This window comes from Spirosoma lacussanchae, assembly GCF_005870035.1.
In the GTDB taxonomy this organism is placed as follows: domain Bacteria; phylum Bacteroidota; class Bacteroidia; order Cytophagales; family Spirosomataceae; genus Spirosoma; species Spirosoma lacussanchae.
The window spans coordinates 1,227,661-1,250,583 of the sequence record NZ_SWJG01000001.1; the positions used below are offsets into that span (position 1 = coordinate 1,227,661).

24 protein-coding genes are annotated in these 22,923 nt (G+C 57.7%); 6 read left to right on the top strand and 18 right to left on the bottom strand.

Translation table 11 applies throughout. The annotated features are described in order from the left end of the window. The first annotated feature begins 18 nt into the window (after nucleotides 1-18). Nucleotides 19-654 (top strand): FMN-binding negative transcriptional regulator, encoded by a 636-nt coding sequence (locus FBR45_RS05085; RefSeq protein WP_138499919.1) that lies wholly within the window; start codon nucleotides 19-21, stop codon nucleotides 652-654. Here the strand turns inward: FBR45_RS05085 and FBR45_RS05090 are convergent. The 7 genes from FBR45_RS05090 to FBR45_RS05120 form a co-directional block, all read right to left on the bottom strand. Continuing rightward, entirely contained in the window at nucleotides 649-1,506 is an 858-nt protein-coding gene (locus FBR45_RS05090; protein ID WP_138499921.1) for a universal stress protein, read from the bottom strand. The two genes, FBR45_RS05085 and FBR45_RS05090, sit on opposite strands and share 6 nt — an antisense overlap. A gap of 73 nt (nucleotides 1,507-1,579) precedes the next feature. After that, a complete protein-coding gene (locus FBR45_RS05095; RefSeq protein ID WP_138499923.1) occupies nucleotides 1,580-2,107 on the bottom strand; it encodes a hypothetical protein in 528 nt (175 codons plus the stop codon). Beyond that, nucleotides 2,104-2,931, bottom strand: a complete 828-nt coding sequence (locus FBR45_RS05100; protein WP_138499925.1) for a vitamin B12 dependent-methionine synthase activation domain-containing protein — start codon at nucleotides 2,929-2,931, stop codon at nucleotides 2,104-2,106. Before FBR45_RS05100 ends, FBR45_RS05095 begins: the two co-directional genes overlap by 4 nt. Beyond that, the gene (locus FBR45_RS05105; RefSeq protein ID WP_246082111.1) at nucleotides 2,931-3,680 is read right to left on the bottom strand and encodes a dioxygenase family protein; all 750 of its coding nucleotides are present in this window, start codon (nucleotides 3,678-3,680) and stop codon (nucleotides 2,931-2,933) included. Before FBR45_RS05105 ends, FBR45_RS05100 begins: the two co-directional genes overlap by 1 nt. 224 nt (nucleotides 3,681-3,904) lie before the next feature. Continuing rightward, the gene (locus tag FBR45_RS05110) at nucleotides 3,905-4,501 is read right to left on the bottom strand and encodes a YceI family protein (protein WP_138499927.1); all 597 of its coding nucleotides are present in this window, start codon (nucleotides 4,499-4,501) and stop codon (nucleotides 3,905-3,907) included. A 206-nt stretch (nucleotides 4,502-4,707) separates the two neighbouring features. Then, complete coding sequence (locus FBR45_RS05115; RefSeq protein WP_138499929.1) at nucleotides 4,708-5,538, bottom strand: PepSY-like domain-containing protein; 831 nt, start codon at nucleotides 5,536-5,538, stop codon at nucleotides 4,708-4,710. A 220-nt stretch (nucleotides 5,539-5,758) separates the two neighbouring features. Then, the gene (locus FBR45_RS05120; RefSeq protein WP_138499931.1) at nucleotides 5,759-7,225 is read right to left on the bottom strand and encodes a S41 family peptidase; all 1,467 of its coding nucleotides are present in this window, start codon (nucleotides 7,223-7,225) and stop codon (nucleotides 5,759-5,761) included. A gap of 240 nt (nucleotides 7,226-7,465) precedes the next feature. On the opposite strand from FBR45_RS05120, the gene FBR45_RS05125 reads away from it, so the two are divergent. Together FBR45_RS05125 and FBR45_RS05130 are read left to right on the top strand one after the other, a co-directional pair. Next, entirely contained in the window at nucleotides 7,466-8,635 is a 1,170-nt protein-coding gene (locus tag FBR45_RS05125) for a sensor histidine kinase (RefSeq protein ID WP_138499933.1), read from the top strand. Further along, nucleotides 8,607-9,365 carry a LytR/AlgR family response regulator transcription factor gene (locus tag FBR45_RS05130; RefSeq protein WP_138499935.1) on the top strand — a complete coding sequence of 253 codons (759 nt, stop codon included), beginning with the start codon at nucleotides 8,607-8,609 and terminating at the stop codon, nucleotides 9,363-9,365. Before FBR45_RS05125 ends, FBR45_RS05130 begins: the two co-directional genes overlap by 29 nt. On the opposite strand, the gene FBR45_RS05135 is transcribed toward FBR45_RS05130, so the two are convergent. Continuing rightward, nucleotides 9,362-10,204 (bottom strand): hypothetical protein, encoded by an 843-nt coding sequence (locus tag FBR45_RS05135; RefSeq protein ID WP_246082112.1) that lies wholly within the window; start codon nucleotides 10,202-10,204, stop codon nucleotides 9,362-9,364. The genes FBR45_RS05130 and FBR45_RS05135 overlap by 4 nt on opposite strands. A gap of 174 nt (nucleotides 10,205-10,378) precedes the next feature. Between FBR45_RS05135 and FBR45_RS05140 the strand changes: the two genes are divergently transcribed. After that, complete coding sequence (locus tag FBR45_RS05140) at nucleotides 10,379-11,359, top strand: NAD(P)/FAD-dependent oxidoreductase (protein WP_138499937.1); 981 nt, start codon at nucleotides 10,379-10,381, stop codon at nucleotides 11,357-11,359. Nucleotides 11,360-11,418: 59 nt separating this feature from the next. Here FBR45_RS05140 and FBR45_RS05145 read toward each other — a convergent pair whose 3' ends face one another. Next, entirely contained in the window at nucleotides 11,419-12,924 is a 1,506-nt protein-coding gene (locus FBR45_RS05145) for a flavin-containing monooxygenase (RefSeq protein ID WP_138499939.1), read from the bottom strand. A gap of 172 nt (nucleotides 12,925-13,096) precedes the next feature. Here FBR45_RS05145 and FBR45_RS05150 point away from each other — a divergent pair, with 172 nt between their 5' ends. Continuing rightward, complete coding sequence (locus FBR45_RS05150; protein WP_138499943.1) at nucleotides 13,097-13,495, top strand: hypothetical protein; 399 nt, start codon at nucleotides 13,097-13,099, stop codon at nucleotides 13,493-13,495. On the opposite strand, the gene FBR45_RS05155 is transcribed toward FBR45_RS05150, so the two are convergent. Further along, nucleotides 13,488-14,318 (bottom strand): OBAP family protein, encoded by an 831-nt coding sequence (locus FBR45_RS05155; RefSeq protein WP_246082113.1) that lies wholly within the window; start codon nucleotides 14,316-14,318, stop codon nucleotides 13,488-13,490. The genes FBR45_RS05150 and FBR45_RS05155 overlap by 8 nt on opposite strands. Before the next feature lie 144 nt (nucleotides 14,319-14,462). Further along, on the bottom strand, nucleotides 14,463-15,941 hold the full coding sequence (locus FBR45_RS05160; RefSeq protein ID WP_138499947.1) for a Gfo/Idh/MocA family protein: 1,479 nt from the start codon (nucleotides 15,939-15,941) through the stop codon (nucleotides 14,463-14,465). Nucleotides 15,942-16,063: 122 nt separating this feature from the next. Here FBR45_RS05160 and FBR45_RS05165 point away from each other — a divergent pair, with 122 nt between their 5' ends. Next, entirely contained in the window at nucleotides 16,064-17,914 is a 1,851-nt protein-coding gene (locus FBR45_RS05165) for a beta-N-acetylhexosaminidase (RefSeq protein ID WP_138499951.1), read from the top strand. A gap of 234 nt (nucleotides 17,915-18,148) precedes the next feature. Here FBR45_RS05165 and FBR45_RS05170 read toward each other — a convergent pair whose 3' ends face one another. The 7 genes from FBR45_RS05170 to FBR45_RS05200 form a co-directional block, all read right to left on the bottom strand. Further along, complete coding sequence (locus FBR45_RS05170; protein WP_138499954.1) at nucleotides 18,149-18,676, bottom strand: GNAT family N-acetyltransferase; 528 nt, start codon at nucleotides 18,674-18,676, stop codon at nucleotides 18,149-18,151. A 136-nt stretch (nucleotides 18,677-18,812) separates the two neighbouring features. Beyond that, entirely contained in the window at nucleotides 18,813-19,277 is a 465-nt protein-coding gene (locus FBR45_RS05175) for a DM13 domain-containing protein (protein WP_171044837.1), read from the bottom strand. A gap of 19 nt (nucleotides 19,278-19,296) precedes the next feature. After that, complete coding sequence (locus FBR45_RS05180; RefSeq protein WP_138499959.1) at nucleotides 19,297-20,139, bottom strand: hypothetical protein; 843 nt, start codon at nucleotides 20,137-20,139, stop codon at nucleotides 19,297-19,299. A 22-nt stretch (nucleotides 20,140-20,161) separates the two neighbouring features. Next, on the bottom strand, nucleotides 20,162-20,614 hold the full coding sequence (locus FBR45_RS05185; RefSeq protein WP_138499961.1) for a YHS domain-containing (seleno)protein: 453 nt from the start codon (nucleotides 20,612-20,614) through the stop codon (nucleotides 20,162-20,164). Nucleotides 20,615-20,619: 5 nt separating this feature from the next. After that, entirely contained in the window at nucleotides 20,620-21,489 is an 870-nt protein-coding gene (locus FBR45_RS05190; RefSeq protein WP_246082114.1) for an alpha/beta fold hydrolase, read from the bottom strand. Nucleotides 21,490-21,648: 159 nt separating this feature from the next. After that, nucleotides 21,649-22,281 carry a LysE family translocator gene (locus FBR45_RS05195; protein ID WP_138499967.1) on the bottom strand — a complete coding sequence of 211 codons (633 nt, stop codon included), beginning with the start codon at nucleotides 22,279-22,281 and terminating at the stop codon, nucleotides 21,649-21,651. A gap of 73 nt (nucleotides 22,282-22,354) precedes the next feature. Beyond that, a complete protein-coding gene (locus FBR45_RS05200; protein WP_138499968.1) occupies nucleotides 22,355-22,855 on the bottom strand; it encodes a DinB family protein in 501 nt (166 codons plus the stop codon). Nucleotides 22,856-22,923 lie beyond the last annotated feature (68 nt).

The following is a 22,923-nucleotide window of genomic DNA, read 5'->3' on the forward strand; positions in this document are numbered from 1 at the left end:
CGTACCCCACGACCGCCTATGTACATCAATAAACACAACCGGGAGACCGATCCTGAGAGGCTGCTTGCGTTTATGCAGGCGCATAGCTTTGCCCTGTTCATCACAACCGGGGAGAACGGAGTACCGATGGCTACACATCTGCCCATTGAACTGGTGATCAGCGCCGATGGGCCGCATAAATTGGTTGGTCATCTGGCCAAAGCGAACCCGCAGTGGAAAACGCTGGCGCAGGAAACGCCCGCGCTGGTGGTGTTTTCGGGCCCCCACGCCTATATCTCGTCGTCCTGGTACGATCACCCCAACGTGCCGACCTGGAACTACCTGTCCGTGCAGGCCAGCGGCCGAACCCGCATCCTGTCCGACGACGAAACGCTGGCCCTGCTGCGGATACAGTTAGACCGCTACGAGGCCACTTCCGAGCATCCGGTATCTGTCGACAGCCTGACCGAAGCGTACGTACGCCGGGAGATGCGCGGTGTGGTAGCGTTCGAGATGACCATCGACACCCTGGAGGGGGCCGCCAAACTGAGCCAGAATCGCGACGACCGGAACTACGCGGCTATTGTAGCCCAGCTCCGGCAGCTGAGCGACCCCGACGCCCGGCGTATTGCCGACGAAATGGCCGCCCGGCGTCAGCCGCCCGACCGCTTATAAGTCGCCTTTGTCCTGATAGATCAGCAGCGGTACGTCTGATAGCTTTACCATCCGGCTGGTCAGGCTGGGGTTGAGCAGGCCCGACAGGAAATCGCGCTCGCGGGTCGTCATCACCAGCAGATCGACGGTATGTTCGCTCAGGTAGGTTTCCAGACCACCCGTTACGGTGTTGGCCTCAACGGTATCGACGGGGAGCGGTTCGGTACCGTAGACCGCCTGCAACTGGGCCGTCATCTCGGCATCGTCGTTGAGATTGGGTTGGTTGCTGGCGCGTACGTGCAGCACCCGCAGCGATGCCCCGAAGCTCCGGGCCAGCGCCACAGCCTGCGCAAACGTATCGTCCTGATCAAACTCGAGGGGTGTCGTAAAGACCAGTTGTTGCAGCGACACGGGCCGGGGGGCGTCGTCTGCCTGATCGGCAGGAACGACCAGTACCGGACAGTGGGCATCGCGGGCAATGCCGGTGGCTTCGCTGCCGATGAGCCGGTCGAAGAACGAAGACAGGTTGCTGCGCCCGGTCACGATCAGGTCGGCCTGGTGTTCGCGGGCGGCTTCCAGAATGGCTTCTTTAACGGCGCCCCGGCGCAGGTCGGTCTGGCAGGTGAGCCCGTCGGCTTCCAGCTGGTCGGCCAGCTTCGTAAGCTGCTCCTGATAAACAGGTTCGGTATCCATCATTACGGTCGTGCCCACGCCCAGATCGCCAATTACCGGCATTGATGTATCGGGCATGGGCATGGGCTGCACGTGAAGGAGTATAAGCCGGGCTTTGTAGTGGCTGGCCAGCAGGCGCGCCCAGTTCAGGGCTTGATTGGTGGCTTCGCTCAGGTCGGTAGGCAACAGAATCGTGTTCATGGTGGAAGAGGTTGTTTCCTGCAATAAACACAAAAAGCAGGGCAACCTTCCCGAAACCCGTGTTGTCTGATTGTTAAGCCGGACGCGGATGCAGGCCCGGCTGGTACGAACAAATGCTCAGATTGGGCTGCATCAGAAGCAGGAACGTATCGACCGGCTCGGCACTGTAGGCTGGGTCGATGGTGCTCAGCAGCAGGTAATTACCCACCGTGTCGAGCCAGGTCAGTGAATCGGTCAGGTAGGTGAGTGCGATCCGGTGCTGGCTCCGGTCGGTGATGTGCGAATCGAGCAGGGCAAACCGATGGTCGACGAACGAAACCGGCTGGCCGAGCGTGTCGACCAGACCGGGAATGTGTCCGTTCAGTTCGTTTACGTACAGGCCTATGGCGAAGCTGACCCGAACCGACAGACCCGGGTCAGCCTGCGGAACGGCAGCCCGAACCTGCTGATAGGTGGTGTAGTGGTTGTTGGAATTGTAGGCCTGTACCTGCAGGCGAAACTCCTGGTACGAGTCGGCAAAAACAACCTTTTCGAATTCAGAGCGGGCGCTCCCGGCGTCGATGAGGTGACGGAAGGCCAGCTGGATACGGGCTTTGCTCATGCGTTGACTACGGGCGAATTATAAACGGGTTGGGGCTGAAAAGGCCGGGCCCTGGGGTGGGCAAAGAAAAAACCACAGCCGGCCGAAAGCGGGTTTGCCAGGCCAAGCAACTCCGGCAGACCGGAACGCTCAACCGGGCCAGGGCATGCGTAGTTACCGACAGGAACCCGAATTCCCTGGTGTAAACCTTCCATAATTTCGGTATTGCTCAGGTCATCGTCGTCGCAATAGGCCCAGATGAACCGTCGGAGCCGATAATGCAGGTAATCAGCCACCGCCGATCGGTAGAGCGCGCAGAGGTCGTTGGCCAGAAACACCCGGTAGTCGTCTTCGGCAGCGACCCAGGGCTGAATGGCTATACCGATACGCTGATCGAGTCGGACCGCGTAGCCACCGATGTAGTCCGACTCGGCAGTGGTCAGGAGAGCCGCTGGCTTGATCAGGTCGGCCAGGCAGTATGACGAGCCATCGGCCAGGGGCAGGCGGGGGAACGTCAGCCGAACGGCAGCTCCGGTAGCGGGTTGAACCACCACCTGATCGCCTTCGGCCCGAGCCTGCCAAACGCCGAAGGTAACCTCAGCCCGCAACAACCCACCGGCAATCCAGCCATCGAGCAGGGCGTTGGCGTCGGCCAGTAAGCTGCGGGCCGTTGTGTTCCAGTCCGGGCTATCGAGGGCTTCCGGAAATGAAACTGGAATCTCCCACTGCCGCAACAACTCACTCCAGTTCAGGTAGGTGCGCACCCGGTCGGTGTCAGCGGCATCGAAGGTCGACACGCCAATAAACTGGCTGGGAAACGGGCTGAACGCGGGCCAGTCGATCATCAGGCTTTTACGTAAATGGTATGAGTCAGGTTGTACCCACCGGTGGCGCTGTTGGCGGTAACGATGGCGAGTTCATTGTCCAGGGAGTCGCTGAGGATGTTATCGGCCGAATTTTTGAGCGAGTTTTGTCCGTGGGCTTTGTAGAGATCGGTATTGTAGACAGCCGTGTTGATGTCCTCCGGAAAGGCAATCTGTGAGGTTAGCTTTAAGGTATTATCTACGTAAACCTGCACGTGGATATGCGTAGCGCGACCCTGGTACCAGCCGGGATAGATACCTGTAAACTTCACCTGTCCGCTGGTATCGGTGTACTGAAGGCCCCGCAGAAAGGTCTTGCCGGTATTGTTCTGGGTACCGAGGTAGCCCGAGTTGCTGTAGCCCGAATAATACCCGTCTTTGTCGCAATACCAGATGTCGACACGGGCATTGGCCAGCACGGCGCAACTGTTATTTACGTTCTTAACGGTGATGGTCATGTCGAGCTGAAGGCCGGTTTTACCCTCGCGGATGTCGACGCGCTGCAGGGCCGAACCCCGGCTGTTGTAGAGCGGGTAGGGGCCGTCGGTTTCGGTATCGGTCACAACGCAGCTGCCGGTGGTAGAACCGCCCGTTGAGGAGCCGTTCGTTGTACCGTTGGGGGTAATTTCCGTCTGGCTGGAGCAGGACTGCAGCATGGCTGGCGTCAGTACCGTGCTGACAATGGCTTTGCGGAGAAAACTCAACCGGGAGATAGGTTCGCTGGGGATCATAGAGAGCTGGTTATAGACGGATTTGTGTCGTCTTCTGTACCTAGTACGTCTACAGGCCCGGCTTCGTTGCCTGACTCCCGGCTTGTGTAGAGCAAGGCGGCTAATGTGCCGACCAGGCCGGAGTTGGTGCGACGTACAGAAACCATCCGCAAAAAAAACAGCCGCGGCCTTTGTAGCCCACTGAAGGCATACAGAGACTGCGGCTGCCTGTAAGGCGCTGTGAATTATTTCTTTTCGGCTACCGACCCATCCTGTTTGGTGAACTCACCGGCCGCTTTCAGCTCAACTTCGTCGCTGACAACGGTTACCGGAATGGTGCCGAGGCTGAAGTCTGACCGTTTGATCTGGCCGGTTACTTTGAAGCCCACTTTTTCCTGCTTGCCGCGGGGGCTTTCGTTGGTGACGGGGCCTGTCATCACCACATCGAGGGTAATGGGCTTCGTAATGCCATGCATGGTGAGGTCGCCGGCCGCTTTGTATTTTTTGCCTTCTACTTTGGTAAATGACTTGCTTTTGAAAGTAAGCGTCGGGTATTTGGCGGCATCGAAGAAGTCGGGGCTCTTGAGGTGGCCATCGCGCCGTTCGTTGTCGGTGTTGATGCTGTTCACATCGGCCGTCAGGTCGAATACGGCATCCGAGAGATCCGGTTTGGCGGCCGTTACTTTGGCATCGAACGTTTTGAAGTTACCGTCCACTTCTGATAGCATCAGGTGCGTAACGGTGAAGCCGACTTTCGAGTGCGATTTGTCGACGGCCCAGGTCTGGGCTTGTGCTGCGAAGGCAAACAGGGCAATAGCTGGGGTAAGGAAAAGACGTTTCATTGGCTATAGATTTGTGTAGGGTGATACGAACTTACAACGGTAAATATGCCTAGAAATTAGGTGCTGCTACACGTAATTTTTCCGAATGCCGAAAATCCCTGAGCGAATCCCGGTTTTCCCCCTGCTAATGCCCCGCTGGGAGTCCGTAAAAAAAAGACCCGGCCAACTGACCAGGTCTTTTTGACGGCAACCGACAACGGGCTTGCTTACCGCTTCCGGCGATTTATCTGAACAAACGTACCGTCGGCGGCAAACAGCAGCTCGGCGGGGCCGTTACTGGCCGTCTGGATCAGTACTTTAAACTGGCCTGTGCTGCTCTTACCGGCTACCTTAATCGTTGAGCCTGCGTAGTTGGTGCTAATATAGCTGGTTACGGAAGCGGGTAACTCGCTGGTTTTGATAATGGTATAGTCTTTGAACCCGCGAACAATTTCCTGGACAAAGGCTCCACTGGTATTGAACAACAGCGCCTTACGACCGTCGGCCTGGGTAATCATGACGATGTAGCCCCGATCCGGATCGTTGACGGCTGCGTTGATGGTTGCGCTGGCAAAGTTGGTGGTGATATAGCTGGTGATAGCGGCCGGCAGCGAAGCTACTGCTATTCTGTTCAGGCTGTCGCGATTGCCGCCTTTGCCACCGTGACCGCGTCCGGGACCACCTGGACCACCTTTGCCCGGACCGCCACCCCGCAGGGCCAGCTCTTTATTAAATGTGCCGTCGGCGTTGAACAGCAGGGCTTTGCGTCCGTCGGCCTGGGTGATGGCCACCAGGAAGTTTCCCGTATCGTCTTTGGCTGCGTAGTTGATGGTAGCGCTGGTGTACTTCGAGGTGATATACGCCGTTACGGCAGCTGGGAGGGCCGACACATCCACGCGGGTCAGACTGTCGCGGCAATGGAAACCCGTTGAATCGGACGAAAGCCGGGCAGCCCCCAGCGTCGAATCGGCATCGACCGACAAACCTTCCTGCTGATTGCAACTCCACAGGCCAATACCCAACAGGGCAATGAGGCTGGATAAAATTAGTTTTTTCATGGTTGTTGTTTGGTTTACTGTAGACGATTACGTGGACGCTGGCTACTCCGTTGCAGCCTGTCCGAAATTTCTGGTTGCCTATCCGTGGGGAGTAAAACTACTTAGCTGTGTATGAGCGGGTCAGGCCCATGAAAAAACCAGCCGACCCCGCCGGGAGCACTTGTCTCCTCAATGGGGTCGGCTGGTTCAGAACCAGCCGGAAGGGGTGGTCGTAGCTGACTTAGTTGGCCAGCTCCAGCGTCTTCAGCGGTTTTACCATGCCATACCGGGCACCGGCTTTGCGCTGGATGGACGAGCCAATTGAGCTGAGCGGATTGGCGTTGGCCGATCCGGCCCGGGCTGAGGGAGCGGTGCCGGAAATTTGCGCCAGGGCCGTGCCGAGCAGCGGCTCGCGTGTATCGCCCAGCGGCAGCAGATTGAGCGGCTCTTCGACCTCGATCGTAGGTTTGAAACCACTGGCATAGTCAGACTGCCCCAGGCTGTTGAACGACTTGAACACAATTGGCTGCATGCCCCACTTTATTTTGCCACTGTCGTCGGTCAGGGTGATCGAGCCTACATTTTTGCCGGTCGTGGTTGTACCGATGGTCGTCACGGTCATGTACGGGCGCAGGCCGTTGATGATCAGCTCACTGGCCGAGGCCGTATGGTCGGTAGTCAGCACAAATACGCGGTTGAGGTTGGCGCCTATGTTCTGGGGCTTGGTCACGAAGTTGTTGACCAGAAAATCGCTGCCGTACTGGCGGGTCCAGGCCGCCGTCAGGGTCGGGTTGCACTCTTCGCGAAAGAACAATTTGCTGGTCGTGACGCCCTTGCCGATCAGGCTGGCCAGGTTCGTTGAGGACGAGGTGTATCCGCCGGGGTTATAGCGCAGATCCAGCACCAGCTCGTTAACGCCCTGGGCCTTGAAATCGCTGAAGATGGCATCGATCTGGGCGTCGTATTCGTTGGTGCGGCTGTTATTGGCGCCCGGAACGAACTGATTGTAAATCAGATAGCCAATCTTTTTACTGCCGACCGTGTAGACCGAATCCAGAAACACCGGATTCTCCTGAAAAACGGTGGCCGTAACGCTCCGGCTCACGTCCGTATCGACCAGGCTGCCATTGCTGGCGCTGGCCAGGCCAAACGTAAAATTGGTGGTGGTGCCGAAGAGCAGACTCAAGTAATTACTTATGCTCAGCACCTGCCCGTTCACTTTCGAGATGATATCGCCCCGTTTCAGCCCTGCCTTCTGGGCGGGTGAGCCGGGTAGTACATACAGTACCTGGGCAATGAGATCGTCTGATCCGGATGCCCGCCGGTACAGCTGGTATTCCATGCCGGTAGTGGTAGTCTCGCCACTGAGGCTGGCCTGAAGCTCCTGTGCGCTTTCCTGAATCCAGGAGAACCGGTCGCCGTCGGGGTTGGTGGTTGCGTTGTACGTATTCAGCAGTGACTTGAAAAACGGCTCGGGCGCCAGCGTCAGGTCGGGGTTAGCCGGTATTTTCGTGTTCCAGTAATAGTAATACCGCATGTTGTCTAGAATCCAGTTGTTGACCTCGGCATTGGGGTTACCGGCTGTGGTTGTCGGGGCGGGGGTCACCAGGTCTGCTTCCTTTTTACAGGCCGATAGCAACACCGCGAAGCTGGCGACAAGTACCCAGGGCGTCCGTCGCCGGGTAGGGTTTGTGCTTACGTTTCTCATAGTTATTTGTTGGATTGCAGGGATTTCCCACACTCGTATAACGATTATTACGCCCGTAGAATGCCCGACGTTGCATTAATAATCTATTAAAGTGGTAAACTTTACCACCAGCACGACGCTGGGCCCCTATGTGCCGACGACCGTTGCTGAACCTGATCATATCGACACATTCGCAGCCCCCGTCGGCAGATGAAAGGCCGGAGACGGTAAAGCCGCCCCAGCCTCGTATTTTGCATCCGTATGAGGTTTTTTGAACGCTACCAGACCGGGCTTCATCTAATTGGGTGGCTCGTCTTTGTCGGATTGCCGTTTCTGACCCTGCCCACGTTTCTCTGGAACCAGCAGGATCTGATCAGCATCGGTATGGCCCAGTTGCTCACCAGCCTGCTGATCATTGCGTTTTTTTACGTCAACCTGCGCCTGTTGATGCCGAAGCTGCTCGACAGTCGTGATCAGGCTGGTTCGGATGGCCTCTCAACGGGGCAGTATCTGTTGATCGTGCTGGGAATGCTGGCTAGTGTCGTGCTGACCCGTTATGCCAGCTTTTTCCTGTTTCCACCCGCCGACATGATGCAGCGGTCGATGGGTGGCCCGGGCCCGGCCCCGGGTTTTCCGCCACCACCCGATGGCCACCGGGGGCCAGGACCGCACAGCCCCTGGCCGGGGGCGCTGAGCAGTGGCATTTCGTTCGGCTTTGCCATGATGGTCAGTTCGCTGATGGCGCTGTTCCGGTTTCATACCCGCAGCCGGGAAGCCCGGCAACAGATGGTTCTCGAAAAAGTATCGGCCGAGCTGGCCATGCTCAAGCTACAGGTGAGCCCGCACTTTCTGTTCAACACCCTGAATAACATCCGGTGGCTGGCCCGCCGGAAATCGGACCAGACCGAAACGGCCGTGGTTACCCTGGCCCAGCTGCTCCGGTACATGATCTACCAGGCGCAGCAGGACCGGGTGCCGCTGCGGCAGGAAGTAGACCATCTTCGCCATTATATCGATCTGCAGCAGATGCGGCTGGCCGATAAACATACCGTTAGTTTCAGCTGCGAAGGCCCTATCGACGAGCATACCATTGAGCCGCTGCTGTTTATCCCGTTCGTTGAGAATGCGTTCAAGTACGGACTACACGGCCAGCAGGAGAGCCACATCCGTATCGGCCTGACCGTCACCGACGATACGCTGACCTTCCGAACCGATAACCCGGTTGCCGGGCCTCCGCCATCCGAGCCAGGCCCGGAGTCGCCACCGGCTGGGCTACCTGAGTCGGGAATCGGCGTCGCCAACGTGCAGAAACGGCTGGCGCTGCATTATCCCGGCCAGCACGCGCTCTCGCTGGTGCATGAGGACAATCGATTTCGGGTTGTGCTGACCTTACATTTGCGCCATGAACAAGCTCCGCTGCATCGCCATTGACGACGAACCATTTGCCCTCGAGATGCTGGCCGACGATATTGCCAGGGTTCCTTTTCTGGAGCTTGTTGGGCAGTTTGCGAGTCCGCTCGATGCGCTGGATACCCTCCGGCAGCAACCGGTCGATCTGCTCTTTCTGGATATTCAGATGCCAACCCTGACGGGGGTACAGTTCCTGCGCACCATGCCGCAGCGGGCCGGCGTATCGGCGCCCATGGTTATTTTCACAACCGCCTATGAGCAGTATGCCCTCGAAGGGTACGAACTCGATGTGGTCGATTACCTGCTCAAACCTGTTCCGTTCGGGCGGTTTCTGAAAGCAGTTAACAAAGCGTACGACCTTTACACCCTCCGGCAGCCAACCCCCGTACCCGCCCCGCCCGACGCGCCATCGGTGGTTACCCCGCCCACCACCCGGGGCTACTTCTTTATCTTCTCCGAATACCGGGAAATCAAGCTTTATTTCGATCAGGTACTGTACATAGAAGGACTGAAAGATTATGTAAAGATTTTCGTGGCCGATCAGGCACGACCATTCCTGAGCCGGCTGACGCTGAAAGCTATCGAGGCCCGGTTACCTGCCGAGTCGTTCTGCCGGGTGCATAAATCATTCATCGTATCGCTCGACAAAATCAGTTCTTTTCAGCGGACAAAAGTCTTTGTGGGCAAGCAGGAGATTCCCGTGGGTAGTAGCTATGCTGCTGATTTTGAGCGGAAATACGGCTCAGGTTAACGGGTTGGCCGGTTTGGGGGTGGGGTGCGTCTAGCTCGTTTGTCGAGCTCCAGTTGCCGGTATACCTGCCTGAAATCCTGTCCGCTGGCAACGGCGTTGGTCAAAACCCGCACGTTGGCACGCCCAACCGTAGTCAGCCAGCGCGATACCTCGTCGGCGGCCGTCTGGTAAGCGAGCATAACCCGTTCGTAGCCCCCGCCAAAAAAATCGCGGGTCGATTCGAGTTCCGAAAGCGGCAGCACCGACCGCTGGGTGAACGGAAGCTGGTACTCGTCGACGTCGAACGAGTCGGCCGGGGTGGGCATATCGGCGGGTTTGTCCCAGAGGTCGGGGGGGCTGAACCGATAATCGACCATGAGCGCCAGCCCTTCATTGAACCAGACGGGGATCTGCCGTTTCACCCGCCACCAGCCCAGCCGCGCAAACAGCTCGTCGTGACAAAGTTCGTGAGCAATAACATCGGCGTTGTTGCCTTCTGGCCCGAGTACCAGAAACGAATCGCCCCAGGGCGTTCCCAGACTGCATCCGGCACCTTCGCCACCCAGGCAGTACTGCTCATAGTCAGTCTGTTTCGGGCAGTAGATCAGCACCGCCTGGCCGTGTCGGTCGCCCCAGAACCGGCTGATCCGGTTGCGGGCCGTCAGCACGTGGGCTTTGAGCTGGCTGGTTTGCCGGGCTGTGGCCGCCTGATTGACGTATACGCCCGGGCTCCCGTCCAGCAGGCGGAAGCCCGGCGTCTGTCCGATCCGCATACACCGCCACAGCTGCGGATACAGCAGCAGAAAACCAATCGGCAAGGCAATCAGTAAAGGCAGGAGATAACGAACAAAAAGACGCAAGCGGAGGCAGATTTTATTCGACGTGAAGTAAGCTACGAAGTATACTACGAAGTACGGTATAAAATCAAGACGTCGTAAATCGCAGTTTGTTTGGTCAGCGCCGGCTGGCAAAACCAAACGCTTAGACAATACTTTACGATTAAGCCGGATTACTGGCCTACTTTATTGGTTTCTATGGCAACATCTACACTTATCATCGGCGCGGGTATGGCGGGTTTGTCGGCCGCCCGAACCCTGACGCAACAGGGCTGGCGCGTTACCCTGCTCGACAAAGGGCGTGGGGTTGGTGGCCGCATGGCTACCCGACGCCTGCTGACGGCCCGTGCTGACCACGGCGCTCAGTATTTCTCCGCCCAAAGCACCGCGTTCAGGGCGTTTACCGACAGGCTGGCCGCGGCTGGGGTGGTAACCCCCTGGCATCTGGAAGAAGCCAATCGCGCGGAGTCGTCGTTCACCCATCCGCGCTTCGTTGGGGTAGGGGGCATGAGTGCTATTCCCAAACACATGGCCGATGGCCTGACGGTGCTGACCGGCCAGAAAGCGATACGCATTGGTCAGGATGACGCGGGCTGGCAAATCAGCACCGACGCAGGCGACACCCACCGGGCTGATTCGCTGCTCATCACCATACCCGCCCCGCAAGCCCTGGCCCTGCTGCACGATAGCGGTCTGTCGCTCACCGACGCTGACCGCCAGGCCCTGTCGGCCATTGGCTACCAACCCTGTATAGCGGTGATGGCCGCGCTCAACAAGGCCAGCCAGATTCCGGCGCCGGGCGGTATCCGTTACGAAACGGGCGATATTGCCTGGATTGCCGATAATGAGCAGAAAGGTATTTCATCTACGCCTTCCGTTACCCTGCACGCCAGCGCGGCTTTCAGCCAGACTCATCTCGACGAAGCCGATCTCAACGCCATCGGCCAGCGGCTGCTTGAGCAGGTGGAGGACATGGTGCCGGCCAGCTCGATTGCTGCTATGCAGGTACATCGGTGGCGGTATAGCCAGGCCGACGTCCGCCATCCGGATTCATATCTGGCCGCTACGGCACCGTTTCCGCTGCTGTTCGGGGGCGATGGCTTCGGGAGCGGCAACGTAGAGGGGGCGTTCCTGTCCGGCCTGCACATGGCCCAGGCTCTGATAAGTATACCGGCGTAAGGCTGATTTTCAGTTAACTATCCATGTTTTGTTCCACACCGTGGTTCGTGCGGTCGGCGCTACTGCGGCTGCAGGTCGGGCCGGGTGGTTGCCTGCGGCTGGGCCTGAACTACCTCGTAATCGCTGGCCTTGACCCGGCGGGTGGCCTTTCGGTAGGCTACCGTCAGGTCGGGCCAGATGGTCGTGTTCCGGCCTTGTTTGTTCAGGTACCAGCTCTGGCAGCCCGAGGCCCAAACGGTGGTGCTGAGCTTCTGCTGGATACCCTGGTTGTAGGTCTCCTGCGCATCGGGCTTAACATCGAGGAACGCGCCCTGGCCCGCCCGATCGAGCAAATCGAGATAATCCATGACGTAGTTCAGCTGCGATTCGATCATGTGAACAATTGAATTATGTCCCAGGCCGGTATTGGGCCCGACCAGAAACAGCAGGTTGGGATAGCCCGATACCGTCAGCCCGTAATGGGCTTCGGCGCCGTTCATTAGCCACTCGTCGAACAACACCCGGCCCCGCCGGCCAGTCACGTGCAGATCGCAGATAATGTCGGCAGCCACGAAGCCCGTGCTGACTATGATCGCATCGACCGGGTGTTCGGTACCGGTTTTGTCGACAATGGCGGTGGGGGTTAGTTCAGTGATGGCGTCGGTAACCAGTTCGACGTTGGGCTGGGCAAGGGCCGGGTAATAATCATCCGAGACCAATACTCGTTTGCAGCCGAGCTTGTAGGTCGGCGTGGCCTTTTGCCGTAACGCCGGGTCCTGAATGGCGCTTTCCAGATGCCTGAGCGCCTGTTTGGTGCCGAAGGCGTTGAACGTATCATTACCCAGAAACGACAGCCCCCGCAGCTCGTTGGTCCAGTAAATGAACGACCGGTACAGTTGCCGAAACGCGGGCACGTGCCGGAACACCCGCTGCGTGAAAGGCGACACGGGTCGGTCCAGGCGCGGGGTTACATACGGCGCGGTTCGTTGGAAAACGGTGAGATGCCCAACCCCTGGCGCAATGGCCGGTATAATCTGAATCGCGCTGGCACCGGTACCCACTACCGCCACGCGTTTACCGGTCAGGTCATACGAGCTGTCCCAGCTGGCCGAGTGAAACAGGCGACCGGCAAAGGTATCCAGGCCCGGCCATACGGGCAGGCTGGGGCGGTTGAGCGGGCCGATGGCGCCGATCACTACCCGCGCCGTTGTGGTATGGCCGGCCCGGTCGGTCAGGGTCCAGTAGCCATTCTCTTCCGAAAAGGCAGTTCTGATAATTTCGGTATGGTAGCGGATATACGGGCTCAGGTCGAACTGCCCGACGGTTTTTTGCAGGTAAGCCAGAATCTCGGGCTGGGTCGAATAGACCCGTGACCAGTGCGGATTGGGCGCGAACGAGAACGAATAGAGATGAGAGGGCACGTCGCAGGCGCAGCCGGGATATATGTTGTCGCGCCAGGTGCCGCCCACCTCGCCGGCCCGCTCAAACACGATAAACGAAGTGCCCCGTTGCCTGAGCCGAATGGCTGCGCCCAGACCCGCAAAGCCGGCTCCGATAATAGCTACGTCAACAGAAGGCGTCGACATGGTTATGATGGATGAGTTGGTGTCCACAAATATACCTTAAACCAGACGGTATTGAACGATACGCTGAAAGAAGGGTGTTAGTGTGGAAAATAACCTACTAAATCCATCTGCAAGACCTCGTTTTATCGTATTTTTAGTGTTAATCCCTCTTTCCATTAATCAATATCTGTTTATGCAACGTACTCAGCTGAAAGAGTTTTACGGCTATGGACTAATTCTGGCCGTTCTTGTTTCTGTACAGGCGTACTCCATTTATGTAGCCGTAACCACCGACTTATCCCTTAGCTGGCAGCATTACCTGGGTTTTGGCGCTACGACCGTAGCGGGTGTGTTGTGGGCGTTTCGCAAGCCGCAGTACCTCTTCTACGCGCTCGGGCTCACGTTAATACTGGGGTACGAGAATCTGCTGGGATTTACCCCTTCGCTCGATTTCACGGCGACCCGCTATTACATCAACAATATGGCGCTGCACGTTTCGTATCAGGATTTTTCGATGTACATGCTGCTGATCTGGGCCTACGTTGCCCATGACCGGCTGCGAAACCTGGTAACGGGGCTGCTGGTCAGATAGCCCGTGCGCCGTTTATCCACGTAACGCGTAGCGCAAACACGTCAGGGAGTGGCTGGTTTTTGTCCGAAAAGCTGCCTTGCCTGACGTGTTTGTGTTGATGGCCGGTCAGAGCCGGCAGCTGCACGATGTTGCCCGTTTGCCAGGAGTCGGCGCCGGGTTGCGGGGCGGGAACGGGGATGTCGGCCCGGTTCTGTCGCTTCTCCGCCGTCGATACGTCGAATCGTTTGTCGCGATCGGTCAGCAGGTTAGGCATCAGCTGACCATCCTGAGTAAAGCCCATCATCAGGGCCGGGCTACCCATCGGGAGTGCCAGGTCCTGATCGGTATGCCAGGTGTGCCAGGTTTTGCCATAGGTCGACACCACCGTTTCCATCAGTTCGTGCTCGGCAGCCAGGGGGAGGCCGGGCGCAATGAGCGAGCCGCTTTTGACTTCGTAGCGATGGCTGTGCCAGAGTTTCTTTTCGTCGGGGGGCAGCGTGCGAAAGAGCGTTTCGGAGACGATGTATTCAACCCCCATCAGCTTGGCGTCTTTTCCGTTGCCGTCGTAGATGACGCACTGGGTTAGGTCTTCGTTCAGTTTGGTGCAGTAGTGATGGGCTTCCATCTGCCCCTCCATCTGGCCATTATAAAAGTGAAAGCCATTAAGGTAGATTTCGAGCCGATTAACCGGGGTTTTGTCCTGCAAGGCTGTGGCACCGGCTTCCAGCACCTCCGTTTTCGTGGTCTTGTCACGCCCCGGCGACTGCACGTTTGATGAGGTGTTTTTGCCGCCACAGGCCAGCATGCTCAGTATCAGTATCCAGCTTCCTACGCGCTTCATCATACTCGCAACCGGTTGTTATACCCGGAGGAACCGCTGGCCGGGCGGGTTGTTCGGCGGGGTTAGGGAAGGGCCCAACAAAAAAACCGCTCGTCTGAGCGGTTTTTTTGTTCAGCGCATGGCCGATAAAATGGGTCGAACGACCTCTTAGGCCGTCAGCGACCAGCCCTCGCGGTACTTGCGTGATACGAATTGGTTGGCTTCATCGAAGTTGGTGATCTTCATATTCTTGCCATCCCAGGTTAGCTTCTTGCGACCCGGGTAGCTGAAGCCGCGGCCATTGGCATTGGCACTACGCAGGGTATAGCTCCGGATAGCCACGTTACCCATCAGCACCGACTCGGTCAGCGGACCGGCAAAGTCGAACGATGAGGTTAGTCCTTTGTGTTCTTTGCTGTTAAAGCCAGCCTTGCAGGCTTCGGTCCACAGCACCTGATGGCCATTTTCGGGCAGGGCCGGGCCGTCGGTCTGGATCTTAGCGGCTTCGAATTTCTTGCCGTCTTTGGTGTATACCTTCGGATCGTTGCCGTACATGCCGCATACCATCAGCCCTTTATCGCCGATCATGAGCACGCCGTTTTCGCCGTTTTCCGGCATTGGTTCACCTTCAGGCAGGAACTCGGGCCGGAAGGGGCGGAGGCCGCCGTCGGACCAGGTCATGGTAACGGCCTGTTTGTTTTTAGCCGACTCGGGAAACTTCAGCTCAACCCGTGACGAGGGCGGACAGCCTTCTGGAATGTACTCGGGTGTCCAGTCTTTGAGGAATACCGAACCGATGCTGGTTTCTACTTCGGTGGGGTAGCCCAGCCCCAGTACACGGAACGGTACGTCCATGATGTGGCAGCCGATGTCGCCGAGCGCTCCGGCGCCGAAGTTCCACCAGCCGCGCCACTTGAACGGGTGATAGGCGGGGGTATAGCCCACTTTCTGGGCTGGCCCGATCCATACGTCCCAGTCGAGGTCGGCCGGTACGCTGGCATCGGCCTGCGGAACCGGAATACCCTGCGGCCATACGGGGCGGTTGGTCCAGAGATGAACGGTATGCACCTTGCCGATCAGTCCTTTGTCGAACCACTCGACCATCTGTTTTTGCTGCGGGTTCGAAGAGCCCTGGTTGCCCATCTGGGTAACGACCTTGTATTTGCGGGCCGCTTCGGTGAGCATCCGCGCTTCGTAAATGTTGTGGGTCAGTGGTTTCTGCACGTATACGTGTTTACCCCGCTGCATGGCTGCCATAGCGATAACGGCGTGCGTATGGTCGGCGGTAGAAACCGTTACGGCGTCGATGTTCTTGGCTTCCTTGTCGAACATCTCCCGGTAATCCTTATACCGTTTGGCGTTGGGGTGCTGCTCGAAGTTTTTCTTGACCTGATCGCGGCTCCAATCCACATCGCACAGGGCTACAATGTTGTTGGCCCCTTTGTTAAAGGCATTATTGGTATCTGAGAAGCCTTTGCCGGCAATACCGACACCGGCAATGTTTAGCTTGTCGCTGGGCGCAATGAAGCCTTTGCCGCCCAGTACGTGACGGGGTACAATGAAAAAGCTGGTAGCCGCCAGGGCGCCAGTCTGGATAAACTGGCGACGGGTTGTGCCGTTGCCGGTTGGTTTATCGGGTTGATTCATAAAAAAAGTGCTTGAATCTGGTTCACTTGTCAAAAGAAGCGGCTGCTTGTTTTTTACCCGGCAGTCAGCGGATTTTTCGGGGGAGATGGCTGCTATATTTGGCGCTCGTTTATCATCCGTTCATGAGTAGACTGCTTTTTTTACTTCTTCTGGCCACGAGTGCCCTGGCTCAATCATCCCTGCCTGCCCTGATTCCGGCACCGCAAACCCTCGAAACCCGCTCCGGCACGTTTGTGCTAACGGCCCAGACACCGATCACGGTGCTGACGCCGGTTGCGTCGGTACGCCGGATGGTGCAGGACAACTTACCGGGTCTGAAACTAACCGATCAGCCCCGTCCGGCCAGAGCTATTACGGTTCGGCTGGCCGCGGTAACGGGCGTAGGGCCGGAGGGGTATGACCTGGTTGTGGCTCCATCGGGTATTACGCTGACAGCCCCCCAACCGGCCGGGTTGTTCTACGGCTTACAAACGCTGCGGCAACTCCTGCCCGCTGTGGACCCGGTACCGCCCAGGGTTGCTGCCGGCAACGGCCCCCTGGCCCGGCGGACCCTGCCGGCGCTGCACATTCGCGATCAGCCGCGGTTTGGCTGGCGGGGGCTGATGCTCGACGTAAGCCGTCATTTCTTTGATAAGGCCTTCGTGAAGCGGTTTATCGACCAGATGGCCCAGTACAAGTACAATGTGTTTCACTGGCACCTGACCGACGATCAGGGCTGGCGGATCGAGATCAAAAGCCTGCCGCTGCTGACCCAGATTGGCTCCCGGCGCGTGCCCCGCACTGGCCGGTGGTGGGATATCGAGAACCCGCTGCCCGGCGAGAATCCAACCTATGGCGGCTACTATACGCAGGAAGACATCCGGGAGATTGTGCGGTATGCGGCAGACCGGCATATCACCATTGTGCCCGAAATCGACATGCCTGGACATATTATGTCGGCTATTGCCGCCTATCCGAATCTGACCTGCGGAAACAAACCGGTGGTGGTACCGCCCAACGGCAAATTTTACCGGTTGGAAGACAACAACCTCAACCCCTGCGAAGACAGTACGTACATATTTGTCGATAAGGTGCTGACCGAGGTAGCGGCCTTGTTTCCCGGTCCCTACATTCACGTGGGGGGCGACGAAGCGTACAAGGGATTCTGGGAGAAATGCGATGCCTGCAAGCCATTCATGGCCGCCAACAAACTGAAGTCGGTGCTGGAGCTGCAGAGCTACTTCATCAAACGAGTCGAAACGATTGTACAGGCCAAAGGAAAGAAACTCATCGGCTGGGATGAGATTCTGGAAGGTGGGCTCGCCCCCGATGCTACCGTCATGAGCTGGCGCGGGATGAAAGGAGGGATCGAAGCCGCCAGACAGGGGCATCCGGTCATTATGACGCCGTTTCAGCATTGTTACCTCGATCTGTACCAGGGTGAACCCACGGCCGAACCCAGCACCTACGGAATCTGCCGCCTGAGCGATTCCTACGCCTTTGAACCCGTTCCCGACAGTGTGCGGGCGGAGCTGATTCTGGGTGGGCAGGGAAATCTGTGGACAGAATCGGTGCCGAATGCGCGCCATGCCGAGTACATGACCTGGCCCCGCGCGTTTGCACTGGCCGAAGTTCTCTGGTCGCCCAAAGCCGCCCGCAACTGGCCGGGCTTCATGAATCGCGTCGAAGCCCACTTTCGGCGGTTCGATGTGCTGGGTGTCAATTACGCCCGGAGCGTTTACAACCCGATTGTTACCGTAAAGCGGCCGCCCATCGGCTTTGTTGAGGTATTCCTAAGCCACGAACTACCCGACGCGTTTTTGTACTACACCACCGACAATACCCTGCCCGACGACCGCTCTCCGCTCTATACCAAACCGATCCTAATGCCCAAAGGCGCCGACCGCCTGAAAGTCGTAGCCTACCGAAACGGCAAACCCATCGGCCGCCTAGTCGAAGTAACCACCGACGAGCTAATAAAACGGATAAAATAACCGGACTTGCCGGGTATAGGCTGGGACGCGCCTGATAAAGGGCTACGTGCTTGTTGGTCCGGCTGGTGAATCAATCAACGAGCGGGTGCTGGCTGACGTGGGGCGCGGGGTTCGCGTAAAGGGGCGACTCAAAAAGGCGGATAACTGGCTAATCCTGTACGTCGACGCCCCCATAGAAGTGGTTCAGATGAGAATGGACAGGATCAGCCAGATAGCGATGTGTAACTAACCTGCTCAGGCGGACGTGCTGTCAGCCAGCTCCTTATAGAAGATAACTTTGTCTTCGCCAGCCTGATAGAAATTTCGTATTCGAGCTTCCTCTACGTAGCCGCATCGCCGGTAGAAGGCCCGCTGGTACTCAAAGTCCGGTAAGCCTGAGGTTTCGATCAGCAACAACCGTTCGTGCCGTGTCCGCAATGCCTCTTCAACGTAGCGCAGCAAAGCCGCTCCGCGACCCTGGCCCTGCCGGTCAGGATGGATGGCAATCAGGTACAGGTTATACGTGCCGTCGGTCAGGCGCTCCGGCGCGTAGTAAGCTACACCCACCGGCCCGTTATCGTCGTCGGTGAGCCAGCGGTCGCTACTGTCGGGATTCGTAAAGTAATCAGCCAGCATATCGTCCAGCATGTCGGCGGGAAACAGACCAACGGCGTCGATCAACGCCTTCAGGGCGGGCACGTCGTCAGGTCTGGTTGGCCGAATCCTGGCTGGTGGAGTTGGTTGCGGAGGTGATTCGTGGCTGTTGGGTAATTCGTATAGCATGGGTGTATGTATCATTCGTTTAAAACTGTTTTCCGACTACGGGTTGTAGGCTGGTTACTTTTCATTGGCCGTGCTCACTGCCAACGAACGTAGCAAGAGTAGTTGCCATGTGATAGAGAAGCAGGGTAGGCGTGGGCTATTTTAACTCGGCATTCCCGAACAGCACCGAAAAGGCTTTGCACCAGATGATGACAAACCGCTGCCGGGCCGGATCGGCAGTGGCCGGAAGCTCGACCGAGAACGTGCCGCTCGTGCTGGTTAATCTCGACACTTCGATAAAATTACGCAGCCCCGTGTTTTCGGCCAGGTAGATGCGCAGGTCGGGGCCTCCATCGGTGCGGAAGTTGGTAAAGACCAGCGTCTGTTTGCCGTTGGCGGTCTGCACGCTCACGGTTCCGCTGGTGGGGTGTACATTGCTCATAAACATGCCCTGCAGGCCTCCAGCCTGCCCTGTCGTAGTCGTTGACGAAGCGGGTGTCCCGACGGTGGCGGTGCCGGATACCGGGGTGGTACCGGTCGTGACGCCGGGGCTGACGGTTTCTTCAGTCGTTGTACAGCTGACCAGCAGGCCCAGCAGCAAAAAGAATAGAAGCGTTTTCATAGTATCAGTCAGTTTGCGTTTACCATTTGATGAATATACCGGCATTGTACGACCGCGAGAACGGCACGTTCTCACCGGCCAGCGCACCAATCACGCTGCCCGTCAGCCCTAGTTTGTCCGGAACGATGTCGTAGGCCGCCTTCAGGCCGGCCCCCAGAAACTGTTGGTCATTCAGGTACGTGCCCGTAAACTGGTAGGCTTCCGTATTGAAAAACGGTCCGTTTTTGGCGGGTAACCGGAAGTCGATCGTACCGGCTACCCACAGCCGCGGGTGCAGCCGGTAGCCGAATTCGCCGTTCAGTTTCAGAAAGTTGCTGTAATTCTGCGTCATGAGTCCATAGCCTGCTTCGGCGTAGTAATAGGTGCGGCTCCCGCCCGACCCTACGGAGAGATAGGGTAGTACGGTCCAGCCTTCGTAGCCCGTTCGCAGACCCAGTCGGTCATTGTTGGTGAAGGTGTTGGCCAGCGCATCGACGCCTATACTGACTGTAACGGGGCCATCGAGCAGCGCTCGTTTCAGGCCGAGGCCGATGTTGCCAATGCCCGTCAGCGTACCGGCATTGACCGGATTGGCGCTAACATTGGTACTCGGACCGGTCTTCAGCAGTTTGTAGGGCAACACCCCCCGAATTTCCCAGCCTTTGGCAATGCCATATTCGGCATAGAGCTGCAGGGTTACGTCGCTGGTGTTTCTGAACACGGCGGTTTCTAAGCCGGTGGGCCCGTAGACGGCGTTATAATACAGACCGGAGTAGCCGAGCTGCACAAAGCCTTTGCGGTAGCCACGAATCCAGGGGCCGCCTGCCATCGACAGCGTAGACAGGGTAAGGAGCAGGAGTGAAACAAGAAAAAAACGGCGCATACGAGTGGTTGGTGAGGGTGAGTTACTTGGGCTCTTTATCTTTTATCGATGGCCAGTTGGCGTCGGCTTTTTTGATGTAGCCGGCCTGGTCTTTGTTCCATTCCGTCCGCACTTTCGTGTTGTAGTTCAGGTACAGCTTATCATCAACGATGGTCCAGGCATCGGCTTCGGTGGGGGCTTTGTAGCCGCGCGATGTGCCAAATGCGCAATAGCCGCCGTACTGCGGAGCGTAGGTCACGGGGTTTGCCTTGAACGCATCCCGATTCTTTTCACTGGCGAAATACCAGTCAGCGTCTTCATAGCGGTAGGTGATTTTAGGATCGCCCAGTACCGGCTTGTGCTCGGTGAAGTAAGCGACGGGGTCGTAGCCGTTGATGGCCTTACCGCCGGGGGCGTAAATGGTTGATTTCTGAGCAAGGGCTGTCGTGACCGACAACAGGGCAAGAACGATCAGACGAAGAATGAGCAGTTTCATGGTGATTATTTAGTTGATACATGGGTTGATTGACCGAACGTCAGTTGGTCCAGAATCGCGTCGTGAATCAAATCCGGGCGACTCCAGGGAATGAAGTGATTCATCTTTGGAATCAGCTGCATCGTGACGGGCGCGTTGACGAGCATTCGCTGGGCAAACGCGGCATTGCCGGCGGGTACCAGGGGGTCATCTTCGCCCTGAATGACCGTGACGGGTACGCGGATCGTGGCCCAGCGCGGACGCATCGTTTCCAGCTCACCCCTGAGCGGCAAAATTTCCTGGTTACTTACGTCGAGTTCGGTGGGCAGCCATTGCCGGAACGGAAACACAGTGCCGATGGGGCGGTACCATTCGTTCTTTTCCAGGTCGGGATCGATCGAAGGAGCAACCAGAATGAGGCCACCTACGTCGTTGGGGTAGTCCATCGCCATGCGGGCGGCTACCGGGCCACCCAGCGAATGTCCGACCAGAATGGGCTTGCGGACGGAATGACTCAGCCGCAACAGAGGAGCCAGACTGGCGGCCTGAACGGCCAGCGAACGTTCGGGTTTCCCCAGTCCTGACTTGCCAAAACCAGGCCGATCTACCGAAATCAACTGCGCGCGGGTATAAAGAGATGAATCGGCGAAGAAGCTGATAAAGGCATCCCACGACCCCGGCGAACCGTGAATAAACAGGACTGTAGGTAAGGTGTCGCGTCCAATCCGGGCGTAGTGAACCGGCCGGGTCCCGTTACCGGGAACGGCCTGAATCATCGCAAACGTGGGTTTCACCGGTTGACTGGCGAAATAAGTAGCCACGTTCGTATCCGACATTCGCACCGATGCAAACCGGGGGAGCAACGCTATTAACAGAAACAAAATGAGTAGCAGCATACGCCATCGAAAACGAGAAGAGCCCATAAGTAGAGACGCAATTGGTTGCGTCTAGTTGGCGTCAGCAATTTTACAAAGACGCAACCGCACCGGCGGACCGGCAATTGCGTCTGGTTGGCGTCAGCAATTTTATAAGAAAGCAACCACCTTTGACCGTACTCACCTGACTGCCTGAACCAGCTGCCAGAGCGCCATGCCGATAAACAGCCCACCCGTTAGCCGGTTGATCCACGGGCCGTTCAGGTACCGCAGCAAACGTTGCCGCTGCCAGTCGGCCAGCCACACAACAACGACCAGCAGACCAAAGGCACCCGCGGCCGTTCCGAGCGCAAATACCCACTGGCTGGCAAGCTGCCCGGCCGGCACCAGCATGCGGCTGCCAATGGTGGCCTGACTCAGATAAAGCCACACCGCCGACCAGAACGGCAACAGCTGCGGGTTCGTGGCACCCAGAGCGATTCCTTTCCAGAATGGCAGCGATACCCCGTTGGCCGGGGCAACGCTCAACACGACGGGCTTCTGCCGAAAGGCAGCAAGGCCAGCGCCCAGCAGCACCGGAATCGGCGCATACGCCAGAACGACCGTCCAGGTTGAGTGCGTAGGAATGAGCATCAGCCCACCGGCCGCCAGCCCACTGTACCCGATCTCGGGCAGACTTCCGCCCAGAGCCAGCCACAATCCGGCGCGCCGGCTTTGGCTTAGCGTTGTCTGTACCACGGCCAGATTAACCGTGCCGGGGTGTAAGGACCCGGCGAAACTAATGACGCTGACGATGAGGAAGAGCAGAAGCATGGGGCTTGATTGTCAGTTCTGTACGATCCCGTAATCCGGCTGGTACTTTGACTGGCCGGGGAGTCGTGGGTTCTCAATGAGACTGGTGCTGTACCGTCGAATAGGCCACCCCAAAATGCGGGGGTAGGTCAACGTCAGGGAACGAATTCATAACCGCGACCTGGATCAACGCCATGTGATGTATTGCGTGTTCGACATTGTAGAGCAGCTCGCGGGCAAACGACGACGGAATCTGGATGGTCTCGGCACCCGCCACCGACAGGTCGGCTTCCAGCCGCAGGTACTGGCTGAGATCGAGCCGCTGGATAGACCGGTCGATCGAGCCAATGCGCCGGATGGCTTCGTCGGGGTTTACTTCGAGCCGCAGGTCGCGCTGTCGTTGGTCGTAGTTGAGCAGGCCCGTCTGGGCGCTGGTGACCAGCAGTTCGTAAAATTCCAGAATGTGCCGAACGTGCTTGCCGATGGTATTTCCCGACAGTACGGACAGTGGACGGGCGTAGTCACGATCGGTTAATTGGCCGATTACGTCGGCGAGTTGCATCATAATATCAGTACTGGCAGATTTCAGACACATGGTAAGAAAAGCGGATGGGTGAATAAATGAGCTGTTTGTTAATGAGGCACTACGGCTATTCCAGGTCG

Bases quoted from the DNA above. Each gene is read 5' to 3' on its own strand.
- FBR45_RS05085 (WP_138499919.1), top strand. From the start codon at position 19: ATGTACATCAATAAACACAACCGGGAGACCGATCCTGAGAGGCTGCTT.
- FBR45_RS05090 (WP_138499921.1), bottom strand. From the start codon at position 1,506: ATGAACACGATTCTGTTGCCTACCGACCTGAGCGAAGCCACCAATCAA.
- FBR45_RS05095 (WP_138499923.1), bottom strand. From the start codon at position 2,107: ATGAGCAAAGCCCGTATCCAGCTGGCCTTCCGTCACCTCATCGACGCC.
- FBR45_RS05100 (WP_138499925.1), bottom strand. From the start codon at position 2,931: ATGATCGACTGGCCCGCGTTCAGCCCGTTTCCCAGCCAGTTTATTGGC.
- FBR45_RS05105 (WP_246082111.1), bottom strand. From the start codon at position 3,680: ATGATCCCCAGCGAACCTATCTCCCGGTTGAGTTTTCTCCGCAAAGCC.
- FBR45_RS05110 (WP_138499927.1), bottom strand. From the start codon at position 4,501: ATGAAACGTCTTTTCCTTACCCCAGCTATTGCCCTGTTTGCCTTCGCA.
- FBR45_RS05115 (WP_138499929.1), bottom strand. From the start codon at position 5,538: ATGAAAAAACTAATTTTATCCAGCCTCATTGCCCTGTTGGGTATTGGC.
- FBR45_RS05120 (WP_138499931.1), bottom strand. From the start codon at position 7,225: ATGAGAAACGTAAGCACAAACCCTACCCGGCGACGGACGCCCTGGGTA.
- FBR45_RS05125 (WP_138499933.1), top strand. From the start codon at position 7,466: ATGAGGTTTTTTGAACGCTACCAGACCGGGCTTCATCTAATTGGGTGG.
- FBR45_RS05130 (WP_138499935.1), top strand. From the start codon at position 8,607: ATGAACAAGCTCCGCTGCATCGCCATTGACGACGAACCATTTGCCCTC.
- FBR45_RS05140 (WP_138499937.1), top strand. From the start codon at position 10,379: ATGGCAACATCTACACTTATCATCGGCGCGGGTATGGCGGGTTTGTCG.
- FBR45_RS05145 (WP_138499939.1), bottom strand. From the start codon at position 12,924: ATGTCGACGCCTTCTGTTGACGTAGCTATTATCGGAGCCGGCTTTGCG.
- FBR45_RS05150 (WP_138499943.1), top strand. From the start codon at position 13,097: ATGCAACGTACTCAGCTGAAAGAGTTTTACGGCTATGGACTAATTCTG.
- FBR45_RS05155 (WP_246082113.1), bottom strand. From the start codon at position 14,318: ATGATGAAGCGCGTAGGAAGCTGGATACTGATACTGAGCATGCTGGCC.
- FBR45_RS05160 (WP_138499947.1), bottom strand. From the start codon at position 15,941: ATGAATCAACCCGATAAACCAACCGGCAACGGCACAACCCGTCGCCAG.
- FBR45_RS05165 (WP_138499951.1), top strand. From the start codon at position 16,064: ATGAGTAGACTGCTTTTTTTACTTCTTCTGGCCACGAGTGCCCTGGCT.
- FBR45_RS05170 (WP_138499954.1), bottom strand. From the start codon at position 18,676: ATGCTATACGAATTACCCAACAGCCACGAATCACCTCCGCAACCAACT.
- FBR45_RS05175 (WP_171044837.1), bottom strand. From the start codon at position 19,277: ATGAAAACGCTTCTATTCTTTTTGCTGCTGGGCCTGCTGGTCAGCTGT.
- FBR45_RS05180 (WP_138499959.1), bottom strand. From the start codon at position 20,139: ATGCGCCGTTTTTTTCTTGTTTCACTCCTGCTCCTTACCCTGTCTACG.
- FBR45_RS05185 (WP_138499961.1), bottom strand. From the start codon at position 20,614: ATGAAACTGCTCATTCTTCGTCTGATCGTTCTTGCCCTGTTGTCGGTC.
- FBR45_RS05190 (WP_246082114.1), bottom strand. From the start codon at position 21,489: ATGCTGCTACTCATTTTGTTTCTGTTAATAGCGTTGCTCCCCCGGTTT.
- FBR45_RS05195 (WP_138499967.1), bottom strand. From the start codon at position 22,281: ATGCTTCTGCTCTTCCTCATCGTCAGCGTCATTAGTTTCGCCGGGTCC.
- FBR45_RS05200 (WP_138499968.1), bottom strand. From the start codon at position 22,855: ATGTGTCTGAAATCTGCCAGTACTGATATTATGATGCAACTCGCCGAC.